Source organism: Burkholderia sp. BE12 (genome assembly GCF_002959955.1).
Taxonomy (GTDB): domain Bacteria; phylum Pseudomonadota; class Gammaproteobacteria; order Burkholderiales; family Burkholderiaceae; genus Burkholderia.
In genome coordinates this window covers 146572-164877 of the sequence record NZ_PREY01000010.1, presented here as the reverse complement: position 1 = coordinate 164877, position 18306 = coordinate 146572, and the positions used below count along the sequence as shown (strand labels likewise).

Genomic DNA, 18306 nt, shown 5'->3' with positions numbered 1-18306 from the left:
AAAAACCGCCGCGCCCGGCGGATGCGGGCGCGGCGGCGGATGGCGATGACGCTTACTGCAGCCCGAAGTCGACGCGGGTCGTCGCGCCCTTGTCCGAGATCCCCTTCGCGTCGAGCTTCGGCGCGACGACGAACATGCGGCTCGAGTCGATCTTGCCGTCGAGATACTGGCGCACCGCCTGCGCGCGCTGCTGCGCGAGCGCACGCAGCGCGTTGTCGTCGGCCGGCGCGTGATCGGCGAGCGCCTGCTTCATGTCCGCATCGGGCAGCGTCTTCTGCAGGCCGACGAGGTTGCGCGGCTTCTTGAAGTCGGCGGCCTTGTACGCGCGCGTCAGATACTTCGAGTATTCGGCCTTGTCGACCTTCACCGACATCGGATCGACGCTCTCGCCCTGGCCGACCACGTCCCTCAGCTTCTGCTGGCGCACCAGCCGCTCGACGTACGCGTCGCGCAGCCCCGGCGTGTCCTGCGCGGGATCGACGCGGCCGATCAGGTCGAGGCGGATCGACGGCTTCTCGGTCAGCATCTTCACGACGGTGTCGAGCTTCTTCTGCTGCGCGTCGGTCAACGCGTACGAACCCGGCGCGAACTCGACGTAGCCGAGATCCTCGCCGCCGCTGCCGCCGAACGCATTCGCGAGCAGCGTGAACGGCGACGTGACGGCCTTCGCGATCAGATTCAACACCGCGTGCCAGATCAGCCCGCCGACGCTGAACTCCGGATTCGACAGCGAGCCCGACACCGGCAGGTTCACGTCGATCTGGCCGCGCGTGTTCTTCAGCAGCGAGATCGCGAGCTTCACCGGCAGCTTCGTCGCCGTGTCGTTCTCGACACGATCGCCGAACGTGAGCTGGTCGATGAAGATGTGGTTGTTCGCCGACAGCTGGTCGTTCGCGAGCTGGTAGTGCAGATCGACGTTGAGCTTGCCCTTCGTGATCGGGTAGCCCGCGTACTTCGCCGAATACGGCGTCAGGTTGGTCAGCTCGATGTCGTGCGCGGTCGCCGTGAGGTCGAGCGCCGGTTTCTCGATCAGCGGGTTCACCGAGCCCTTGATCGAGATCGGCCCGTTGCCCGCGAGGTTCGCGGCGACGTCGACCGGCGCGGACGTCGTCGAATCCGTGCCGAACGCGCCGACCGTGCCCTTGATCGCGACGAGATTCGCCGTGTAGTTCGGCTTGATGAAGTTGTCCGTGTACGTGACGCGGCCGTTCTGCAGCAGCAGTTCGCCGAAGTGCATGCGCACCGGGTTCTGCGGCTGCGGCGCGGCCTTCACGACCACCGTCGCCGACGCGGCGGCCGGCACGGACGCCTGCTGCGCGGCCGCGGCCGACGCGGCCAGCGCGGCGGCCGGCGGCGTCACGCCCGGCGACAGCGGCACCGGCTCGCCCTTGCTCGCGTCGCGCGTGAGCGACTGCGCGGGGCCCGACTCCTTCGCGACCACGTCCTTCAGGTTCAGCCGCCCCTGCGCGTCGAGCAGCACGCGACCGTAGAAGTTCGAGAACGTCACGCGCGCGGCGTCGACGTCGGTGCCCTTCTCGTCGTAGTTCGCCTTCAGGTTCGACAGCGCGAGCGAGCGCCAGCCGGCGAACGGGTCGGAGGTCGCCTTGTCGAGCATCCGCACGTCGACCAGCGCGACGTCGCCGCGATAGGTCGCGCGCGGCCTGTCCTTCACCTGCGCGAAGGTCAGGTTGCCTTGCGCGTTGAGCAGCGCGCTCGCGATCGTCGCGTTCAGCGCGCTGCCGAAGTACGGCTCGAACGCGGCCGCGTCGAGGCGGTTGCCGTTGATCTTCAGGCCGAGCTTCAGCGGCTGCGCGGTCACGTCGCCCGACACGTTCAGCGAGCCCTTGCGGTTCAGCGTCGCCTTCAGTTGCACGGGCAGCGGCTTCGTCAGGTCGTCGCTCACCTTCTGCACCGACAGGTCCAGCGGCTTGATCGCCAGCTTCACCGGGCGCGGCGTCGACAGGTCGGTGAAGTTCGCGGACGCGTCCTTCACGTTCAGCGCGTCGATCCGGTAGTGCCACGTCGGCGCGACGGCCTGGGCCTTGCGCGCAACCGTGCGCTGCGGCACCGCCGCCTGCGCGGGTTCGGCCAGCGCCGCGAGGTCGATCTTGCCGTCCTTCAGGCGCTTCACGTCGAGCGCGAGCCCGCTCGCGTCGACGCTCGCGATCTCCGCGGTGCGCGCGGCGACGTCGACCTTCGCGATCTTCGCGCTCGCGTCGGGCAGCACGATCGCGGGCGCCTTGTCGTTCGGCGCGGCAACCTTCAGCGACTTCAGGCTGACCGTGCTGTCCGCGACTTCCGCGGCGAGCGGCGTCTTGCCCCAGTCGGTCTTCGCGTTGACGGTCGCGCCGAGCGTGCCGTCGAGCACGCGCGCGCGCGTCGCCTCGCCCAGGTACGGCTGCAGCGCCGGCAGCGCGAGCGCGGCGACCGTCAGCTTCGTGTCGGCCTGCTTCGCGGCAAGATTGAACGTGCCTTCGGCCCTCACGTCGCCGCCGCGCGACAACGATGTCGACAGCGTGTATTTCGCGGGCGTCTTGCCCTGCAGCGAGAAGCCGTCGAGCGTCGCGGCGAGCTTCGTCAGCGACATCGCGGTCGGCGGCGCCGGCACGCGGTCGTCGACGTTGATCGTGCCGCCGTCGATCGCGAAATGACGAATCGTCAGGTCGAGCGGCGGCGCTTCCTTCGCGGCGGCGCTGCCTTCGGCCTTCGCGGCGCTGGCGCCGCTGGCCGCGGCGACGGTGGCTCCGGAAGCACCGGAAACGGCGACGGCCGACGCGGCCGATGTGGTCGACTTGCCGGCTTCGGCCTTCGGTGCGGCGGCCGGCTGCGCGACGAGCTTCTCGACGTTCAGCACACCCTGCTTGTCGCGCGACAGGTCGACCACCGGCTGGTCGATCCGGATCTCGTCGAAGTGCATCGCGTTGCGCAGCGGCTCGAGGCCGGCCGCCGCGACGTGCACGCCGCGCGCGGCGAATAGCGGCGCCGACGCGCGGTCGGTCACCTTCGCGTCGTTCAGGTCGACGGTGCCCGACACGCGCAGCGCCGGCGTCTCGCCGCTCATCACGAAATTGACCGTCAGGTCGCTGCTCAGCAGGCCGCTCGTCACGGCCACCGGCAGCTTCGCCGGCACGTACGAGATCAGCTTCGGCACGTCGAGGCGGTCGAACTTCAGCGCGATCTCCGATTCGCGCGACTGCGCGAATGGCTTGGTCTTGCCGTCGATCGAGATCGGGCTGCCGTCGAAACGCGCGCGCAGCTTCGGCTCGACGAAGATGTCGGTCTTCGAGGCCAGCGTCGCGATGTACGGAATGCCGAGCGTCCAGTTGTCGACGACGTGCTTTTCGTTCAGCAGGCGATCGTCGAAGTCGATCCGGCCGTCGTTGACCTGGATGTTCGACACCGAGAACTGCGTCGGCTTGCTGTCGGGCTTCGGCGACGGCGACGAGAACTTCTCGATCAGGTCGGTGAAGTTGAAGCGCTGCGCGTCGTAGCGGACGATATGAAAGCGCGGCGCGTCGAGCCGGATTTCGTTGACGATCGGCGCGCCGCGGAACAGCGACGACCACGACGGCCTCACGACGAGCTTGCCGATGTCGATGAAGTCGCCCTGGCCGCCGCGCTCGCCGAGGCGGATGCCGTCGGCTTCGAGGTTCAGCGTGTACGGGTTCAGTGCGATGCGCTGGATCGTGGCCGGACGGTCGAGCTGCTTGCTCAACTGCTGTTCGGCGACATGGCGGATCAGCGGCGGCGCCGCGAAGAAGCCGAGCAGTCCGAATAAAACGATGAAGATCAGCAGGCCGATGCCGATACGCCGGGTCCGGCGCGAGCGTGCAACGCCACCGAGGGCATGGAGGGTCGAGGGTACGGTTTCTTTGTCTGCGCTTGCCATGCTTGAATATCTCGGGAATGGATGACGGGCCGCACCGGAGAACCGGGCGGCCGCGCACGCTATCCCGAAAGTATAGGCTCAGGAGGTGACGGTACGGAGGTCCGGCGCCGCCGCCGCGCCCGCCGGTCGGACAACGGCGGCGCTCAACCGTTCATTTCCGGACGACGGCGGGCGGCATCCACGATCCGTCGCTCGCCTGCGGCTTCGGCGCGTACAGGCGCAACGCGAGCGCGAAATCGGTACGCGGCGCCGGCAGCCAGTTGGCCGCATGCGCGCCGCCCGGCGACACCGACACGACGATGTCGACCGAGCCGTCGCGGTTGCGGCGCAGCCGGTCGCGATCGCCGAGCGAGCGGCGCGCCGACCCGACGTCGGGCAGCGCGCCGTTGGTCGTGTACGGCGTGAGCGTCCAGAACGCGCGCACCGGCGGCAGTGCGCCCGGCGCGAAATGCAGCACGTAGCGGTTCGCGCCGTTCAGCGAATGGCCGTCGCTGTCGACGCGGGTGATCGCGAGCGTCTCGTCGTCGCGCGTCGCGGTGCCGAACTGCGTGTAGGCCGCGTACGCGCGCAGCGCGTAGTCCTGGCCGTACTTGCCGGCCGTGTCGCCGATCCAGTTCCAGCCGTTCGCGCTCAGCAGGTTCGACGGCGGCGTCGCGAGCCGCGCACGCGCCTCGGCAACGCCGGCCGTCGCGGCCGTGAGACGGTCGCCCGTCCACAGCACCGGGTAGCCGGCCGTCACGCCGATGTCGCCGAGCGATTCCTGTGCGTGCGCGTCGTCGGCCGGCGCCGGATTGTCCTGCAGCGCCTGCGCGAAACGCGTGAAGAACGCCTTCGGGTCGAGCGCGGCCACCTGCTCGGCCGGCGTGCCGCCGCCCACCGCTTCGGACGGCGCGCTGCCCGCATGGACCGCGACCGACGCGCCGCGCTCGGCGCCCGTGTAGACCGACAGCGGCACCACGCGGATCGCACGCTGCAGTTTCTTCACGTTCGTCAGGTCGCGCCCGCCGCTCGTCTGCAGCCGCACTTCGAGCCACGCATTGGCGGACGGCACGTCGACGCGCAGCACGCCCTTCGGCAGCGTGCCCTGCCAGTCCTTCGCGGCGAAGGCAATCGTTTGCGATCGCCCGGCGCCACGGGCGCCGCGGGTCGCGACGCTCGACGACGACCACAGTACGTTCGTCCACATGTCGAGCGCGCGCGCGTCCCAGTAGCGGCCGCGCGTGTCGGGCAGCGTGACGATCACGGGTTCGGCGGCGACGTCGAGCCAGCCGGTCGAGTCGAGCGTGTCGACGCCCGGCAGCGGCGGATTGACCGCGCCGACGGGCGGCAGCGCCGCCGCGTGGCGCAGCGTGTTGAGCGGGGCCTGCCCCGGTTGCGCGCCGTCGCCGCCCGTCGCCGCTTCCTTCGCGACGTCCATCAGCACGAGCGGATACGCATAGATATAGGAGTCGGCGACTTCCGCACGCATCCAGCCGGTTTTCCGCTGGATCGCGTCCGGTTGCGACGCGCATCCTGCAAGCAACGCCGCAATGGCCAGCGACGCGCACGCGCGTCGCAGAGAAACTGATTCTCGCTGGTTTTCAATCATCGATTACTGGCCGAATATCGTTCTTTTCAGTCAACGCCCTGTTCGTCTCGTGAACGGCGAAAAAGGCACCCCAGCGTGCCCGGATGACCGTTTCGCTACAGTTCGTAACGGTGGGCGCTGATGTCAGGCCGGTATCATAGCGCCTAAGGGCATCCCCCAATATGCCGAATAAAGGGTAAAACGCTAGCCAACCCGTCAAAAAATCTGAAATATTTCACGGGATTCGGCAAAAAACCGAAACAGACCAGGAAGCATCGGCCCTCAATCGCCTCGCGAGCGCCAGGCTCCGCGCCTGAGCGCGTACGCGCACGCCCGGCACGCTCGCCCGGCTGTCCGTCTGGAAGGCGGGCGCTCACTTTCCATGTTGTGACAACCTGTGTGCATCGACATGCGTCGCATCGTCGCCGGCGCTTGACCTTACCATCATGGGAATGTTGATACTGGAACCATTCGCGGCACGAACCGCGCCTTTGGGGAATCCGACATGACTGAACCACTTGCCTCCGCGGCGCTGCAAACGATCGAGCTGAGCATCGACGGCATGCATTGCGGCGGCTGCACGGGCCGCGTGCAGCGCGCGCTGGCCGCCGTGCCGGGCGTCGTCGATGCGGCGGTCGATCTCGATGCGCATGCGGCAACCGTCACCGCGCAGGAGACGGTCGAGCCCGGTCGGCTCGTCGACGCCGTCCGCGAGGCCGGCTACCGCGCAGCGGTGCGCGAAGCGGCGGTCGAAGCCGTCTCGGCCACGCCTTCGGCGAACGCGCCACGCGCGGCAACACCGCCTGCGCCGGCTGCCGCCGCGACGATCGAACTCGATATCGACGGGATGACGTGCGCGTCGTGCGTGTCGCGCGTCGAGAAGGCGCTCGCGAAGGTGCCCGGCGTCACACGCGCATCGGTAAACCTCGCGACCGAACGCGCGACGGTCGATACGTCGGCCGGCGTTTCCGCCGCGCAATTGGCGGATGCCGTGAAGCAAGCCGGCTATGGTGCGACGCCGACGGTGTCGGACACCGCCGTACCGGCCGTCACCACCGCCCCGCCCGCCAGCATCGAACTCGATATCGACGGCATGACCTGCGCGTCCTGCGTGTCGCGCGTCGAGAAGGCGCTCGCCAAGGTGCCGGGTGTCACGCGCGCATCGGTCAACCTCGCGACCGAGCGCGCGACGATCGATACGTCGGCCGGCGTTTCCGCCGCGCAGCTCGCCGACGCGGTGAAACAGGCCGGCTACGACGCGACACCGGCTGCCGTCGCCACGCCTGCCGTCACGTCCGCTGCCGCCGACGTCGAACTCGACATCGGCGGCATGACCTGCGCGTCCTGCGCCGGCCGCGTCGAAAAAGCGCTGGCCGCCGTGCCGGGCGTCGCGCGCGCGACGGTCAATCTCGCGACCGAGAGTGCATCGGTGCACGGCGCCGGCGCACTCGACGCCGCCACGCTGATCGCTGCAGTCACCACGGCCGGCTACCGTGCGTCGCTTCCCGCCGGCGAAACGACCGGTGCCGACCTACAACCGGCCGGCCCCGCGCAGGCCCCCGACGCACGCAAGCGCCGCGAAGCGATCCGCGAACGCAACCTCGTGATCGGGGCCGCCGTGCTGAGCGCGCCGCTCGTCGCGCCGATGCTCGCCGCGCCGTTCGGCATCGACTGGATGCTGCCCGGCTGGCTCCAGCTCGTGCTCGCGTCGATCGTGCAGTTCGGCTTCGGCGCACGCTTCTACCGCGCGGCCTGGCATGCGGTGAAGGCCCGCACCGGCAACATGGATCTGCTCGTCGCGCTCGGCACGTCGGCCGCGTACGGGCTGAGCCTGTGGGTGCTGCTGCGCGATCCCGCGCATCCCGGTCATCTGTATTTCGAAGCGTCGGCCGTCATCGTCACGCTCGTGCGCTTCGGCAAGTGGCTCGAATCGCGCGCGAAGCGCCAGACCACCGAGGCAATCCGCGCACTGAACGCGCTGCGCCCCGACCGCGCGCGCGTCGTCGAGCACGGCGTCGAACGCGACGTGCCGCTGGCGCAGGTGCGCGTCGGCACGCACGTCAGCATCCGGCCGGGCGAGCGCGTGCCCGTCGACGGCCGGATCGTGACCGGCCGCTCGCACATCGACGAATCGTTGATCACCGGCGAAAGCCTGCCCGTGCCGAAGGACGACGGCGACGCCGTCACGGCCGGCTCGATCAACGGCGAAGGCGCGCTCGTCGTCGAAACCACCGCGATCGGCGCGGAAACGACGCTCGCGCGCATCATCCGCCTCGTCGAATCCGCGCAGGCCGAGAAGGCGCCGATCCAGCGGCTCGTCGATCGCGTGAGCGAGGTGTTCGTGCCGGCGATCCTCGGCATCGCCGTGCTGACGCTGGCCGGCTGGCTGATCGCCGGCGCCGGGACGGAAACCGCGATCCTCAACGCGGTCGCGGTGCTCGTGATCGCGTGCCCGTGCGCGCTCGGCCTCGCGACGCCCGCCGCGATCATGGCCGGCACCGGCGTCGCGGCCCGGCACGGCGTGCTGATCAAGGACGCGCAGGCGCTCGAGCTCGCGCAGCGCACGACCGTGATCGCGTTCGACAAGACCGGCACGCTGACCGAAGGCAAACCGTCCGTGACGGCGTTCGACGCCGTCGGCGTGCCGCGCGACGAAGCGCTCGCGCTCGCGGCGGCCGTGCAGCGCCAGAGCGACCATCCGCTCGCGCGTGCGGTGGTCGCCGCGCATGACGCGGACCTGGCCGCACAGGGCGGCGGCGCCGAGTCGGTCGTCGCGACCGATGCGCGGGCGGTGCCCGGGCGCGGCGTGGAAGCGCACGTCGGCGGGCAGCAGCTCGCACTCGGCAGCACGCGCTGGCGCGACGAACTCGGCATCGCGGTACCGCCGGCGCTCGACGCCCGTGCGGCGGAACTTGAGGGCGCCGGCAACACGATCTCGTGGCTGATGCGTGCCGATGCGCCGCGCGCGGTGCTCGCGCTGATCGCATTCGGCGACACCGTGAAGCCGGGCGCCCGCGACGCGATCGCGGCGTTGTCGGCGCGCGGCGTCGCGAGCGCACTCGTGACGGGCGACAATCGCGGCAGCGCGGCGGCCGTCGCGGCGGCGCTCGGCATCGGCGAAGTGCACGCGCAGGTCCTGCCCGACGACAAGGCACGCGTCGTCGCCGAGCTGAAGCGCACGCACGGCGGGATCGTCGCGATGGTCGGCGACGGGATCAACGACGCGCCCGCGCTCGCCGCGGCGGACGTCGGCATCGCGATGGCGACCGGCACGGACGTCGCGATGCACACGGCCGGCATCACGCTGATGCGCGGCGACCCGGCGCTCGTCGCCGACGCGATCGACATTTCCAGACGCACGTACCGCAAGATCCAGCAGAACCTGTTCTGGGCGTTCGTGTACAACCTGGTCGGCGTGCCGCTCGCGGCGTTCGGGTTGCTGAACCCGGTGATCGCGGGCGCGGCGATGGCGTTTTCCAGCGTCAGCGTCGTGACCAATGCGTTGCTGCTGCAGAGATGGAAAGGCCGCGCGCGGTGATGCGGCAGGCGGTAAATGCCGGATGATCGAACCGGCCGTCCGGCGCTCGACGCTCGATCAACAGGAAGGATCGGTAGGCGTGCCGACGTTGGTCGGCTACCCGGCATGCCGCACCGGCAGCCCGTCACGCCGCATCGCGGGCCAGCGGATTCAGTCCGACACGACCGGTTTGATCAACGTCGTGGTGATCGGCGCGAAGCCGCACGCGCGATACAGCGCACGCGCCGCCGCGTTGTGGTTGAACACCGACAACCCGATCTCGGTGACGCCGTACCGGCGCGCCTCGGCGTCGAGCGCATCGAGCGCGCGCGTGGCCCAGCCCTGGCGACGCCGGGACGGGACGATGTCGAGGTCGTAGATGAACAGTGTGCGGTTCGGCCCTTCGGGGACGATCGCGTACCAGAGGTCGCCCACCGGGTCGCCGCTGGCGCCGTCGATGAGCGTGACGAGGGTCTGGCCGGCGCTCAGCAGGCCGTCCGGCAGCAGCGTGTCGAAACAGGCGCGCGCACGATCGGCCGCGGCTTCGACAGCATTTTGTCCGGAGGAAACGAGATCGCGCGCGTAGCCGTCGATGGCTCGCGTGCGGTACGCGTGGAATTCGCCGGCCGTCATCGGCCGCATCTGCAGCATGGCCCGGTCGCCGTGAACGGAATCGGACTTCCAGTGTAGCGGGACGGTCGCACCGGCGCGCGATGCGGCGGTGGAAAAACGGGCAGGCAGGTGCGGCGGACGCCGCGCCGAATCAGCGAATCAGCGAATCAGCGAATCAGCGACGATACAGAACGATCGGCACGAGGTTGGCACGGCGCACGCGCTCGGCTTCGGCGTGACGTGCGGCGTACGAGTATTCGGCGTCGAGCGGCAGGTGCGGGGACACGAACAGGTCGTCGATTTTTTGCAGCAGGGCGAAGATGAAGCTCATGTGAGACTCCTGACAGATAGGACTAGGGTTTTCCCTTAAATCGCCTCCATTTTAAGGGTTTTCCCTGAATTCCGCCAGTAAGCTGCATCGGTTTGCCGCACGCGCGTAACAGCCGATCACCGATGCGGAACCGCGATCCTTGCTCCGTCACGCTCCCAGGATAGGGTCGAAACGATTAACGCGTGCGACGAACCCGCTTCGCGACGGCCGCCTCGCGGTTCGCGTTGCGCTGAAGTCGGTCGACTTGCGACAGCAGCGCTTCGTGGTGCTCCTCGAGCGTCATCAGCGTGGCCTGCTGCGTCGACAGATCGGCCGCGAGGCGATCGATCCGTTGCTGCTTGGTCGCCACGTCCTGCTTCAGGTGCGCGATCTGCCGCGTTTGCAGCACCAGCGCGACGAGCCCCGCCAGCACGACGACAGCCAGCGCGAGCAGTAAACGGTTGACGCGGCGCATCTCGCGATCGGCCGTGCGCGTCAGGCCGTCCACGTCGGACTGCAGCACGGCGAGCCGGTCGGTCAGCGGGCTCAGGTGCGTGTCCGGATCGAAGGCTGGCGCGGCCGGTTGGGTACGCTCCGACGACGGCTTGGTCACGAACGACGCGGCGGATGCCACCGGCTGCGCAACCGGCGACGGCGAAGCGTCGGGCTGCCGGGCCGTGTCGCGGGGCTTCGTGGAAGGCGGGGCGATCGCCGGTTCGGGCGAAGGTGCCGACCCTGCCGACTGTGCCGGCGTGTGCGGCTCGACCGGCGCGGCGGCGGGCGGCGGGTTCGATTCAACCGCTTCCGGCTTCGAGTCGACGCTCGTCGCAACCGATACGGTTTGCGTCGCCGTCGCTTCGTTGGGTCCGGCAGCCGCCCGGCGCTTGCCGCCCGACGACGAGCGGCGCTCCTTCACCGCGTCGCCCGAAGATTTCCCTTCGCGGGATTTGACGACTGCCGCCTCGACGACAGGCTGCGCGACTTCGCCATCTGCCACTTGCGATTCCGCCGCCAGCGTCACGGCGCCATCGGCGGCTTGCCGCTTCGTCTCCGCGTTCGCGGCGTCGTCACCCCCGGGCACATCGATCCGCGTAACGCCGCCATCGCCCGCCGGCAAATCGGCTGCCTTCGTTGCAAGACCCGCTGCAGATGCGCCATCGACGATCGCGGCCATATCGCGTTCAGGCGTCGAAACGGCCGCGATCTCCCTATCCGTCGCCGCCGTACCTTCGGTTTCAGCATGCGTTGCCGCAACCGCATCCGCAGGCGGGATGAAACCGTCGAGCGTGGCTTGTCGCCCGTCGTCGGCACCGGCCGCCGCATCGGCTTCGTCGACCGCTTCATCGCGCGCCGCAACCGGCATGCGCTCGCCCGGCTCCAGCACCGGATCGCCGAACAGGTCGAGCGTCCGTTCGTCGCGCGGGCCGTCGCCGGCCGGTGCCCCGCCGGATCGTGCCGTCGCCCTTGCGGACGTGCTGCCTGCGGCAGCGGCCGAGCGCTGGCGCGAACGGGCCGACGAACGGGTGGAACGGGAACGGGAGCGTGGCGTGGAAACGGATTCGGTCATGGAAATCGGATAGCGGGGCCCGCAGGCGCGAACCCGGATGTCGAACGGAATCGGTGGTCGGCCATTGTCGCACGCCCCGCAATCGATTCACGCTATTCGTCGCCCGCGAACCCGCTCCCGTCGTCGAAACGCGTGACGCCCGGCAGTGCGCGCAGCTTGTCGCAGATCGCCTTGTATTCGAGTTCCGACACCCGCGCCAGCGCGATGCGCACCTCGTCCTGCTCGCCCGTGTCGTCGGCGCGCTGCACGATGAACTGCTTCACGCGCGCACTGTCGGGACCGAGCGCCGCGTGCAGCGAATCGAACGTCAGCGTGCCGCTCGCAACCGTCAACGCAAGCTGGCGCCGCTGGCGCACCGTGAAATAACGCCGCTCCAGCGGCTTGATGCCGGCCAGGATGATCAGGATGATGATCGTCGCCGAAATCGACGCGACATAGAGCCCGCCGCCCACCGCGAGGCCGATCGCGGCGACCGACCACAGGCTCGCGGCCGTCGTCAGCCCGCGCACGATCTCGCCGCGCAGCAGGATCGAGCCCGCGCCGAGGAAGCCGATGCCCGACACGACCTGCGCGGCGATCCGCGACGGATCGAGCACGACGTGGTCGCTGCTGCCGAGCACGTCGGCGAAACCGAACGCCGACACGATCATGATCAGCGTCGAGCCGACGCACACCAGCATGTGCGTGCGCAGGCCGGCCGCCCACGACAGGCGCTCGCGCTCGAAGCCGATGACGCTGCCGAGCGCCGCCGCGAGAACGAGCCGCATCACGAGTTCCAGGTTGCTGAGCATCCGATTTCTCTCCTTTTTTTGGTGCCGGCCGCGCGGAATGTTTTATCCTTGGCCCCGGCCGCGCCGATTCTCCGGGCCCGCCGATACGTTTCGATCCAAGCGCTCAACCCCGCCATGTCCGTTTCCGACTCCGCTTCCGCTCAGGCCGCCCAACTGCGCCACCATTTCGCGCACGTCGTCTTGCCGATCTGGCGGGGTTCAGGGTTCGACTCAGCCTTGCAACTGCCGTTCGAGGCCGTCGATCCGGCCACCCACGCGCCGCTGCCCGTGACCCGTTATCGCGCAATGGCGTGCGCGAGGCAACTGTTCGTGTTCGCGCAGGCCGGCGACACCGCGCATGCGGCCACGCTGTTCGATGCGCTGTGCCGGCACTTTCGCGACCCGCGCCACGGCGGCTGGATCTACAGCGTCGACGCGCAGGGCGCGCCGCTCGATACGACCAAGGATCTCTATACGCACGCGTTCATCGTGTTCGCGTGCGCCGCATGGCATGCGGCGTCGCGCGACGCCGCCGCGCGGACGGTGGCGGAAGAAACCGCCGCGCTGATCCAGGACCGCTTCGCGCCGCGCCACGGCGACGCGCTGCTCGATGCCGCGCGCCACGCCGATTTCTCGTCATCCGGCAGCGGTGCGCTGCAGAATCCGCTGATGCATCTGACCGAAGCGTGGCTCGCGGCCGCCGATGCATTCGGCGACCCGGCGTTCGACGATGCGCTCGCGCGCACCGCGCAGGCCGTCGAGCACACGTTCGTTGATGCGGCGACCGGCTGCGTGGCCGAGTTGCCGCTCGGGGCGGCCGACAACCGTTTCGAGCCCGGCCATCAGTTCGAGTGGTTCTATCTGGTCGACGCGGCCGGCGCGCAGCTCGCGCAAACCGGGCTCCCCGCCGCGCTGTCGCGCGCGTTCGCGTTCGCCGAGCAATACGGCGTCGATGCGCAAACGGGCGGCGTCTGCGCGGCGCTCGACGCGCAAGGCGCATGCATCGACGGCACGCAGCGGATCTGGGCGCAGACCGAATACCTGCGCGCGCTCGCGACGCACGGCGGCACGCCGGCCTCGGCACCGCTCGCGCGGCAAATCGAGCGCTTCGCCGCGCGCTTCCTGCATCCGCGCGGCTGGTTCGAGTGCAAGACGGCGGACGGCCAGGTGTCGCGCGCCGACATGCCGTCGACGACGCCCTACCACCTCGCGACTGCCTACGCGGCGCTGCCGGTCGGCGCGTAACCCGCATCGGCGAACGACGGCGCCGCGCGTTCGCCGCGTGCGGCGCGTCCATCGCCCAGTTCGAACACCGACACCGCCTGCATCAGGTGCGCGGTCTGGTCGTTCAGTGACGCAGCGGCCGCCGCGACTTCCTCGACCAGCGCCGCGTTCTGCTGCGTGAGCTGATCCATCTGCGTGACGGCCTGGTTCACCTGCTCGATCCCGACGCTCTGCTCGACCGACGCCGCCGTGATCTCCGACATCGTCTGCACGACCCGCGTGATCGACGCCGACACCGTGCGCATCGCGTCGCCGGCGCGCTCGACGAGCTCCGCGCCGCCGTTGATCTGCGCGACCGAATCCTCGATCAGCGCCTTGATCTCCTTCGCCGATTGCGCGCTGCGCTGCGCGAGCGAACGCACTTCGCCCGCGACCACCGCGAAGCCGCGCCCCTGTTCGCCGGCCCGCGCGGCCTCGACCGCCGCGTTCAGCGCGAGAATGTTGGTCTGGAACGCGATGCCGTCGATCACCGAGATGATTTCCGCGATCCGCCCCGAGCTCTGCGCGATGCCGCGCATCCGGTCGATCACGCTGTCGACCACACCGCCGCCGTGGCTCGTCGCTTCGAGCGCCGCGTCGGCCAGCGCGCTTGCCGCACGGGCGCTGTCGGTGTTCTGCCGGACGGTCGCGGTCAGTTCCTCCATGCTCGCGGCGGTTTCCTCGAGCGAAGCAGCCTGCGTGCCCGTGCGCGCCGACAGATCGGCGTTGCCGCCGGCGATCTCGCCCGCGCCGAGGTGGATCGCATCGGACGCGTGGCGCACCGTGCGCACGGTGCCCGCGATGCTCGTCTGCATCGTGGCGAGGCCGCGCAGCATCCGGTCGATCTCGAACACGCCGCCCGCCTGCACGGCTTCGTCGAGACGGCCCTGCGCGATCCGCTCGAAATGGCGGCCGGCCTGCTCCAGCGGCGCGACGACCGCACGCCGCGCGGCCGCGTAGATCGCGGCGCTCGCCGCGAGCATCGCCACCAGCAGCACGATGCCGACCGACTTGAACCACAGCATGCCGCCGTCGATCGTGTCGAGCGCCGCGCGGCTCGAGGTGCCGCCATAGTCGGTGAAGCGATGCAGCTCGGCGATGTACTTGTCCTGGAAGCCCTGGGTCGGCTGGTCGAGGAACGCCTGGATGTTGTCGGCGTCGAGAAACTGCACGAGTTCGCCCAGCGCGCCGCGCAGCGCACGATAGCGCTCGGTGAGCGCCGCGACACGCGCGCGGTTGGTATCGTCGACCGGCTGCGCGGCCGTCAGCACGGCGAACGCCTTGTCCGCTTCCGCGAGCGACGCGCCCGCATGGCGGATGATGTCCTCGGGCTTCGGGCCGCCGCGCACCATCCGCGTGCCGGCACGCGACAGGTTGATGCGCGCGTCGAGCAGTTGCTCGGTCGCCCGGCTGGCCGCGCCGACCTGCGCGATCGCGACGTTCGACAGATCGTCGACGCCGCTGCGCGTCGACGCGAGCGTCCAGAAGCCGAGCGCTTCGATTGCAAGCAGGAAGAGGCAGAACACGGTCAACACGCCGAGCAGACCCGACGCGAGCTTGATTTTTCCGAACATGGGGGATTCCTGGAGAGCGGACGATGAGGCGATGCCCCGGCATTAGCGGCATTTCTTCGTCGGACTTTAGGCGGATTGCCGGCAACGCAGGTCAATCGCTCGGTTCGCGCGCGCATTCGCGCCGAATCGCCCGCAAACGCGGAGATCTTGGGTATTCGACGCAATAATCGCGTCGCATCGCACCGGAATTTGCCCGAAACGCGGACGAATTTCCTTGCTTATCCGAAGCCCCCTTCCTAGAGTTCAGCGCAAGCGGGCACTCATTTCTAAGGAAGTTCAATGACCGACATCACGGACCACGCGCGCGGGGCATTGCGCGCGCAACCGTTCAGCATGCTGCTGGGCACGCAGCTGATGCATATCGGCGACAACGAAGTGTCGCTGTGTCTGCCCGTGCGCGAGGAACTGCGGCAGCAGCACGGCTTCGTGCACGGCGGCGTCATCAGCTATCTCGCGGACAACGCGCTGACGTTCGCCGGCGCGCTCGTGCTCGGCCCGCGCGTGATCACCGCCGAATACAAGATCAACTACCTGCGGCCGGCCGTGAACGGCACGCTCGTCGCCCGCGCGAAGCTCGTCTACGCGGGCCGGCACCAGGCGACGTGCCAGTGTCACGTGTTCGTCATCGACGGCGATCACGAGCGGCTCGTCGCGATCGCGCAAGGCACGATCAATCGCGTCGGCGACGGCAAGGTGCCGGACAGGCCGGAAGAAACGGCGTGAGAACGGCCCGAGCGGCCCGCGCACGATATCGCGGCCGCTTGACGCCCGCGTCGCGCCGCTAGGCCGCGTCGTCCCCCGTCAGCGGCAAAAACCGCGGCGCCACCCGCGCCCGCACGTTCCCGTGCTCATCCGTCCGATAGATTCCGCGTGCCGCGTTGTGCGGATGCACGGCCGCGTCGGCCACGCTCAGCACCGGCGCGAAACACGCGTCGGTGCCTTCGAGCAGCGCGCGCCAGTGCGCGGACGGCTGCTGCGCGAACACTTCCGCGAAACGCGCCTTCAGCGCGGGCCAGCGCGCCCGATCGTACTGCGACGCGGGATCGACGTCGGTCAGCCCGAGCCGTTCGACCAGCAGCGCATAGAACGGCGGCTCGAGCGCGCCGATCGTCACGCATTCGCCGTCCGCGCAGCGATACACGTCGTAGAACGGCGCGTCGTGGAACAGGCTCGGCTGCGTGCCGCCGAGCTGCCCGTTCGCGCGTGCCCACAACGCGAGCGACCCGAGCATCGACACGATATCGACGATCGCGCCGTCGACCACGCGCCCCGGCCCGCCGCCGCGCACGTCGAGCAACGCACAGACGATCCCGAATGCGAGCCCAAGCGCGCCGCCCGCATCGCCGACGACGGTCGGCGGCACGCCCGGCCGGCCGTCGCGCGGCGCGGACAGCGACAGCAGCCCGGTCAGCGCGACGTAGTTCAGGTCGTGCCCGGCCGCGGCCGCGAGCGGGCCGTGCTGGCCCCAGCCCGTCATGCGTCCGTAGACGAGCTTCGGATTGCGGCGCGCGCAAGCGTCGGGCCCGAGGCCGAGCCGCTCCATCACGCCGGGCCGCAGCCCCTCGATCAGCGCATCGGCCCGCGCGATCAAGTCGAGCGCGGCGTCGCGGCCGGCGGGCGCCTTCAGATCGAGTTCGACGATCGTCTTGCCTTCGCGCAGCAGGTCGCCGTCGCGGGCCCGCAGCGCGTCCGGCGCGCTGGTGCGGCCGGACGGGCGTGCGACCAGCGTGATGCGCGCGCCCATTCCGGCGAGCATCCAGCCCGCGAGCGGGCCGGGGCCGAGACCTTCGAATTCGACGATGTGGATGCCGGAAAGCGGCGCGGCGAGTGACATGCGATTCTCCTGTCGACTTGCACAGGCCCCGTGATTCGCGGTCGACCTGCGTCAGCGCGTCGGTTCGATGCCTTGGTCATCGAATGGCTTCCGCCGCGCACCCAGCAAACAAAAATCCCTGCGCAGCGGATTCACTTCGCAGGGATCGGCCCAAGGTTCGGTTGCGCCACGCCGCACGCACGAACCGTCATGCATCAGAACGCATCCCCCGGCACCCGCACCCAGCCTTCCATCAACACGCGCGCGCTGCGGCTCATGATCGCCTTCGTGACGCTCCACTCGCCGTTCTCGTGCCGCGCCTCCGCGCCGACGCGCAGCGTGCCCGACGGATGCCCGAAGCGCACCGCGTTGCGTTCGCCGCCGCCCGCCGCAAGATTGACGAGCGTGCCGGGGATCGCCGCGGCCGTGCCGATCGCGACCGCCGCCGTGCCCATCATCGCGTGATGCAGCTTGCCCATCGACATCGCGCGCACCAGCAGGTCGACGTCGCCCGCCTTCACGTGCTTGCCGCTCGACGCGACGTAGTCGGCCGGCTTCGCGACGAACGCGATCTTCGGCGTGTGCTGCCGCGTCGCGATTTCGTCGAGCGTGTCGATCAAGCCCATCCGCAACGCACCGTGCGCGCGGATCGTCTCGAACTTCTCGAGCGCCTTCGCGTCGCCGTTGATCGCGTCCTGCAACTCCGTGCCCGTATAGCCGATCGCTTCCGCCTCGACGAAGATCGTCGGGATACCCGCGTTGATCATCGTCGCCTTCAGCGTGCCGACGCCCGGCACGGCCAGATCGTCGACGAGGTTGCCGGTCGGGAACATCGAGCCGCCCGCGCCTTCTTCCTCGGCGGCCGGGTCCATGAATTCGAGCTGCACTTCGGCGGCCGGAAACGTGACGCCATCCAGTTCGAAATCGCCCGTTTCCTGCACCGCGCCGTTCACGATCGGCACGTGAGCAACGATCGTCTTGCCGATGTTCGCCTGCCAGATCCGCACGGTCGCGACGCCGTCGCGCGGCACGCGTGCCGGATCGACGAGCCCGCCGCTGATCGCGAACGGGCCGACCGCCGCCGACAGGTTGCCGCAGTTGCCGGTCCAGTCGACGAATGCCTTGTCGATCGCGACCTGACCGAACAGGTAGTCGACGTCGTGGCCCGGCCGCGTGCTCTTCGACACGATCACCGTCTTGCTGGTGGACGACGTCGCGCCGCCCATCCCGTCGATCTGCTTGCCGTACGGATCGGGGCTGCCGATCACGCGCAGCAGCAGCGCGTCGCGCGCGGCGCCGGGCGCCTGCGCGGCATCCGGCAGATCCTGCAGCCGGAAGAACACGCCCTTGCTGGTGCCGCCGCGCATGTACGTGGCGGGAATCCTGATTTGAGGAATGTGAGCCATGTCTGTGTTCCCAATGTG

At 69.5% G+C, this 18306-nt stretch carries 12 protein-coding genes; 3 read left to right on the top strand and 9 right to left on the bottom strand.

Annotated elements, in window-relative coordinates:
• Nucleotides 1-52: 52 nt before the first annotated feature.
• Together C4B30_RS13615 and C4B30_RS13610 are read right to left on the bottom strand one after the other, a co-directional pair.
• Nucleotides 53-3889: a DUF748 domain-containing protein gene (locus C4B30_RS13615; RefSeq protein ID WP_027781659.1), complete on the bottom strand. Its 3837-nt coding sequence runs from the start codon at nucleotides 3887-3889 to the stop codon at nucleotides 53-55.
• A 151-nt stretch (nucleotides 3890-4040) separates the two neighbouring features.
• Nucleotides 4041-5477: a DUF1254 domain-containing protein gene (locus C4B30_RS13610; protein ID WP_027781660.1), complete on the bottom strand. Its 1437-nt coding sequence runs from the start codon at nucleotides 5475-5477 to the stop codon at nucleotides 4041-4043.
• 484 nt (nucleotides 5478-5961) lie between these two features.
• Between C4B30_RS13610 and C4B30_RS13605 the strand changes: the two genes are divergently transcribed.
• Complete coding sequence (locus tag C4B30_RS13605) at nucleotides 5962-8994, top strand: heavy metal translocating P-type ATPase (protein WP_105132597.1); 3033 nt, start codon at nucleotides 5962-5964, stop codon at nucleotides 8992-8994.
• 150 nt (nucleotides 8995-9144) lie between these two features.
• Here C4B30_RS13605 and C4B30_RS13600 read toward each other — a convergent pair whose 3' ends face one another.
• From C4B30_RS13600 to C4B30_RS13590, 4 genes are all read right to left on the bottom strand, one after another.
• Nucleotides 9145-9624, bottom strand: a complete 480-nt coding sequence (locus C4B30_RS13600) for a GNAT family N-acetyltransferase (protein ID WP_027781662.1) — start codon at nucleotides 9622-9624, stop codon at nucleotides 9145-9147.
• 136 nt (nucleotides 9625-9760) lie between these two features.
• On the bottom strand, nucleotides 9761-9916 hold the full coding sequence (locus C4B30_RS35645; protein ID WP_011548928.1) for a hypothetical protein: 156 nt from the start codon (nucleotides 9914-9916) through the stop codon (nucleotides 9761-9763).
• Between the two features lie 175 nt (nucleotides 9917-10091).
• Complete coding sequence (locus tag C4B30_RS13595) at nucleotides 10092-11462, bottom strand: hypothetical protein (protein ID WP_027781663.1); 1371 nt, start codon at nucleotides 11460-11462, stop codon at nucleotides 10092-10094.
• A 92-nt stretch (nucleotides 11463-11554) separates the two neighbouring features.
• Nucleotides 11555-12253, bottom strand: a complete 699-nt coding sequence (locus C4B30_RS13590) for an MgtC/SapB family protein (RefSeq protein ID WP_027781664.1) — start codon at nucleotides 12251-12253, stop codon at nucleotides 11555-11557.
• A 114-nt stretch (nucleotides 12254-12367) separates the two neighbouring features.
• Here C4B30_RS13590 and C4B30_RS13585 point away from each other — a divergent pair, with 114 nt between their 5' ends.
• The gene (locus C4B30_RS13585) at nucleotides 12368-13477 is read left to right on the top strand and encodes an AGE family epimerase/isomerase (protein ID WP_027781665.1); all 1110 of its coding nucleotides are present in this window, start codon (nucleotides 12368-12370) and stop codon (nucleotides 13475-13477) included.
• On the opposite strand, the gene C4B30_RS13580 is transcribed toward C4B30_RS13585, so the two are convergent.
• Complete coding sequence (locus tag C4B30_RS13580; protein ID WP_027781666.1) at nucleotides 13450-15069, bottom strand: methyl-accepting chemotaxis protein; 1620 nt, start codon at nucleotides 15067-15069, stop codon at nucleotides 13450-13452. The genes C4B30_RS13585 and C4B30_RS13580 overlap by 28 nt on opposite strands.
• Before the next feature lie 279 nt (nucleotides 15070-15348).
• Between C4B30_RS13580 and C4B30_RS13575 the strand changes: the two genes are divergently transcribed.
• Entirely contained in the window at nucleotides 15349-15792 is a 444-nt protein-coding gene (locus C4B30_RS13575; RefSeq protein WP_027781667.1) for a PaaI family thioesterase, read from the top strand.
• Between the two features lie 58 nt (nucleotides 15793-15850).
• Here the strand turns inward: C4B30_RS13575 and C4B30_RS13570 are convergent, their stop codons facing one another.
• On the bottom strand, nucleotides 15851-16903 hold the full coding sequence (locus tag C4B30_RS13570) for a CaiB/BaiF CoA transferase family protein (protein ID WP_027781668.1): 1053 nt from the start codon (nucleotides 16901-16903) through the stop codon (nucleotides 15851-15853).
• A gap of 194 nt (nucleotides 16904-17097) precedes the next feature.
• Nucleotides 17098-18288 (bottom strand): 2-methylaconitate cis-trans isomerase PrpF, encoded by a 1191-nt coding sequence (gene prpF, locus C4B30_RS13565; RefSeq protein WP_027781669.1) that lies wholly within the window; start codon nucleotides 18286-18288, stop codon nucleotides 17098-17100.
• Nucleotides 18289-18306 lie beyond the last annotated feature (18 nt).

Coding starts and splice junctions, on each gene's coding strand:
- C4B30_RS13615 (WP_027781659.1), bottom strand. CDS start 3,889: ATGGCAAGCGCAGACAAAGAAACCGTACCCTCGACCCTCCATGCCCTC.
- C4B30_RS13610 (WP_027781660.1), bottom strand. CDS start 5,477: ATGATTGAAAACCAGCGAGAATCAGTTTCTCTGCGACGCGCGTGCGCG.
- C4B30_RS13605 (WP_105132597.1), top strand. CDS start 5,962: ATGACTGAACCACTTGCCTCCGCGGCGCTGCAAACGATCGAGCTGAGC.
- C4B30_RS13600 (WP_027781662.1), bottom strand. CDS start 9,624: ATGCTGCAGATGCGGCCGATGACGGCCGGCGAATTCCACGCGTACCGC.
- C4B30_RS35645 (WP_011548928.1), bottom strand. CDS start 9,916: ATGAGCTTCATCTTCGCCCTGCTGCAAAAAATCGACGACCTGTTCGTG.
- C4B30_RS13595 (WP_027781663.1), bottom strand. CDS start 11,462: ATGACCGAATCCGTTTCCACGCCACGCTCCCGTTCCCGTTCCACCCGT.
- C4B30_RS13590 (WP_027781664.1), bottom strand. CDS start 12,253: ATGCTCAGCAACCTGGAACTCGTGATGCGGCTCGTTCTCGCGGCGGCG.
- C4B30_RS13585 (WP_027781665.1), top strand. CDS start 12,368: ATGTCCGTTTCCGACTCCGCTTCCGCTCAGGCCGCCCAACTGCGCCAC.
- C4B30_RS13580 (WP_027781666.1), bottom strand. CDS start 15,069: ATGTTCGGAAAAATCAAGCTCGCGTCGGGTCTGCTCGGCGTGTTGACC.
- C4B30_RS13575 (WP_027781667.1), top strand. CDS start 15,349: ATGACCGACATCACGGACCACGCGCGCGGGGCATTGCGCGCGCAACCG.
- C4B30_RS13570 (WP_027781668.1), bottom strand. CDS start 16,903: ATGTCACTCGCCGCGCCGCTTTCCGGCATCCACATCGTCGAATTCGAA.
- prpF (WP_027781669.1), bottom strand. CDS start 18,288: ATGGCTCACATTCCTCAAATCAGGATTCCCGCCACGTACATGCGCGGC.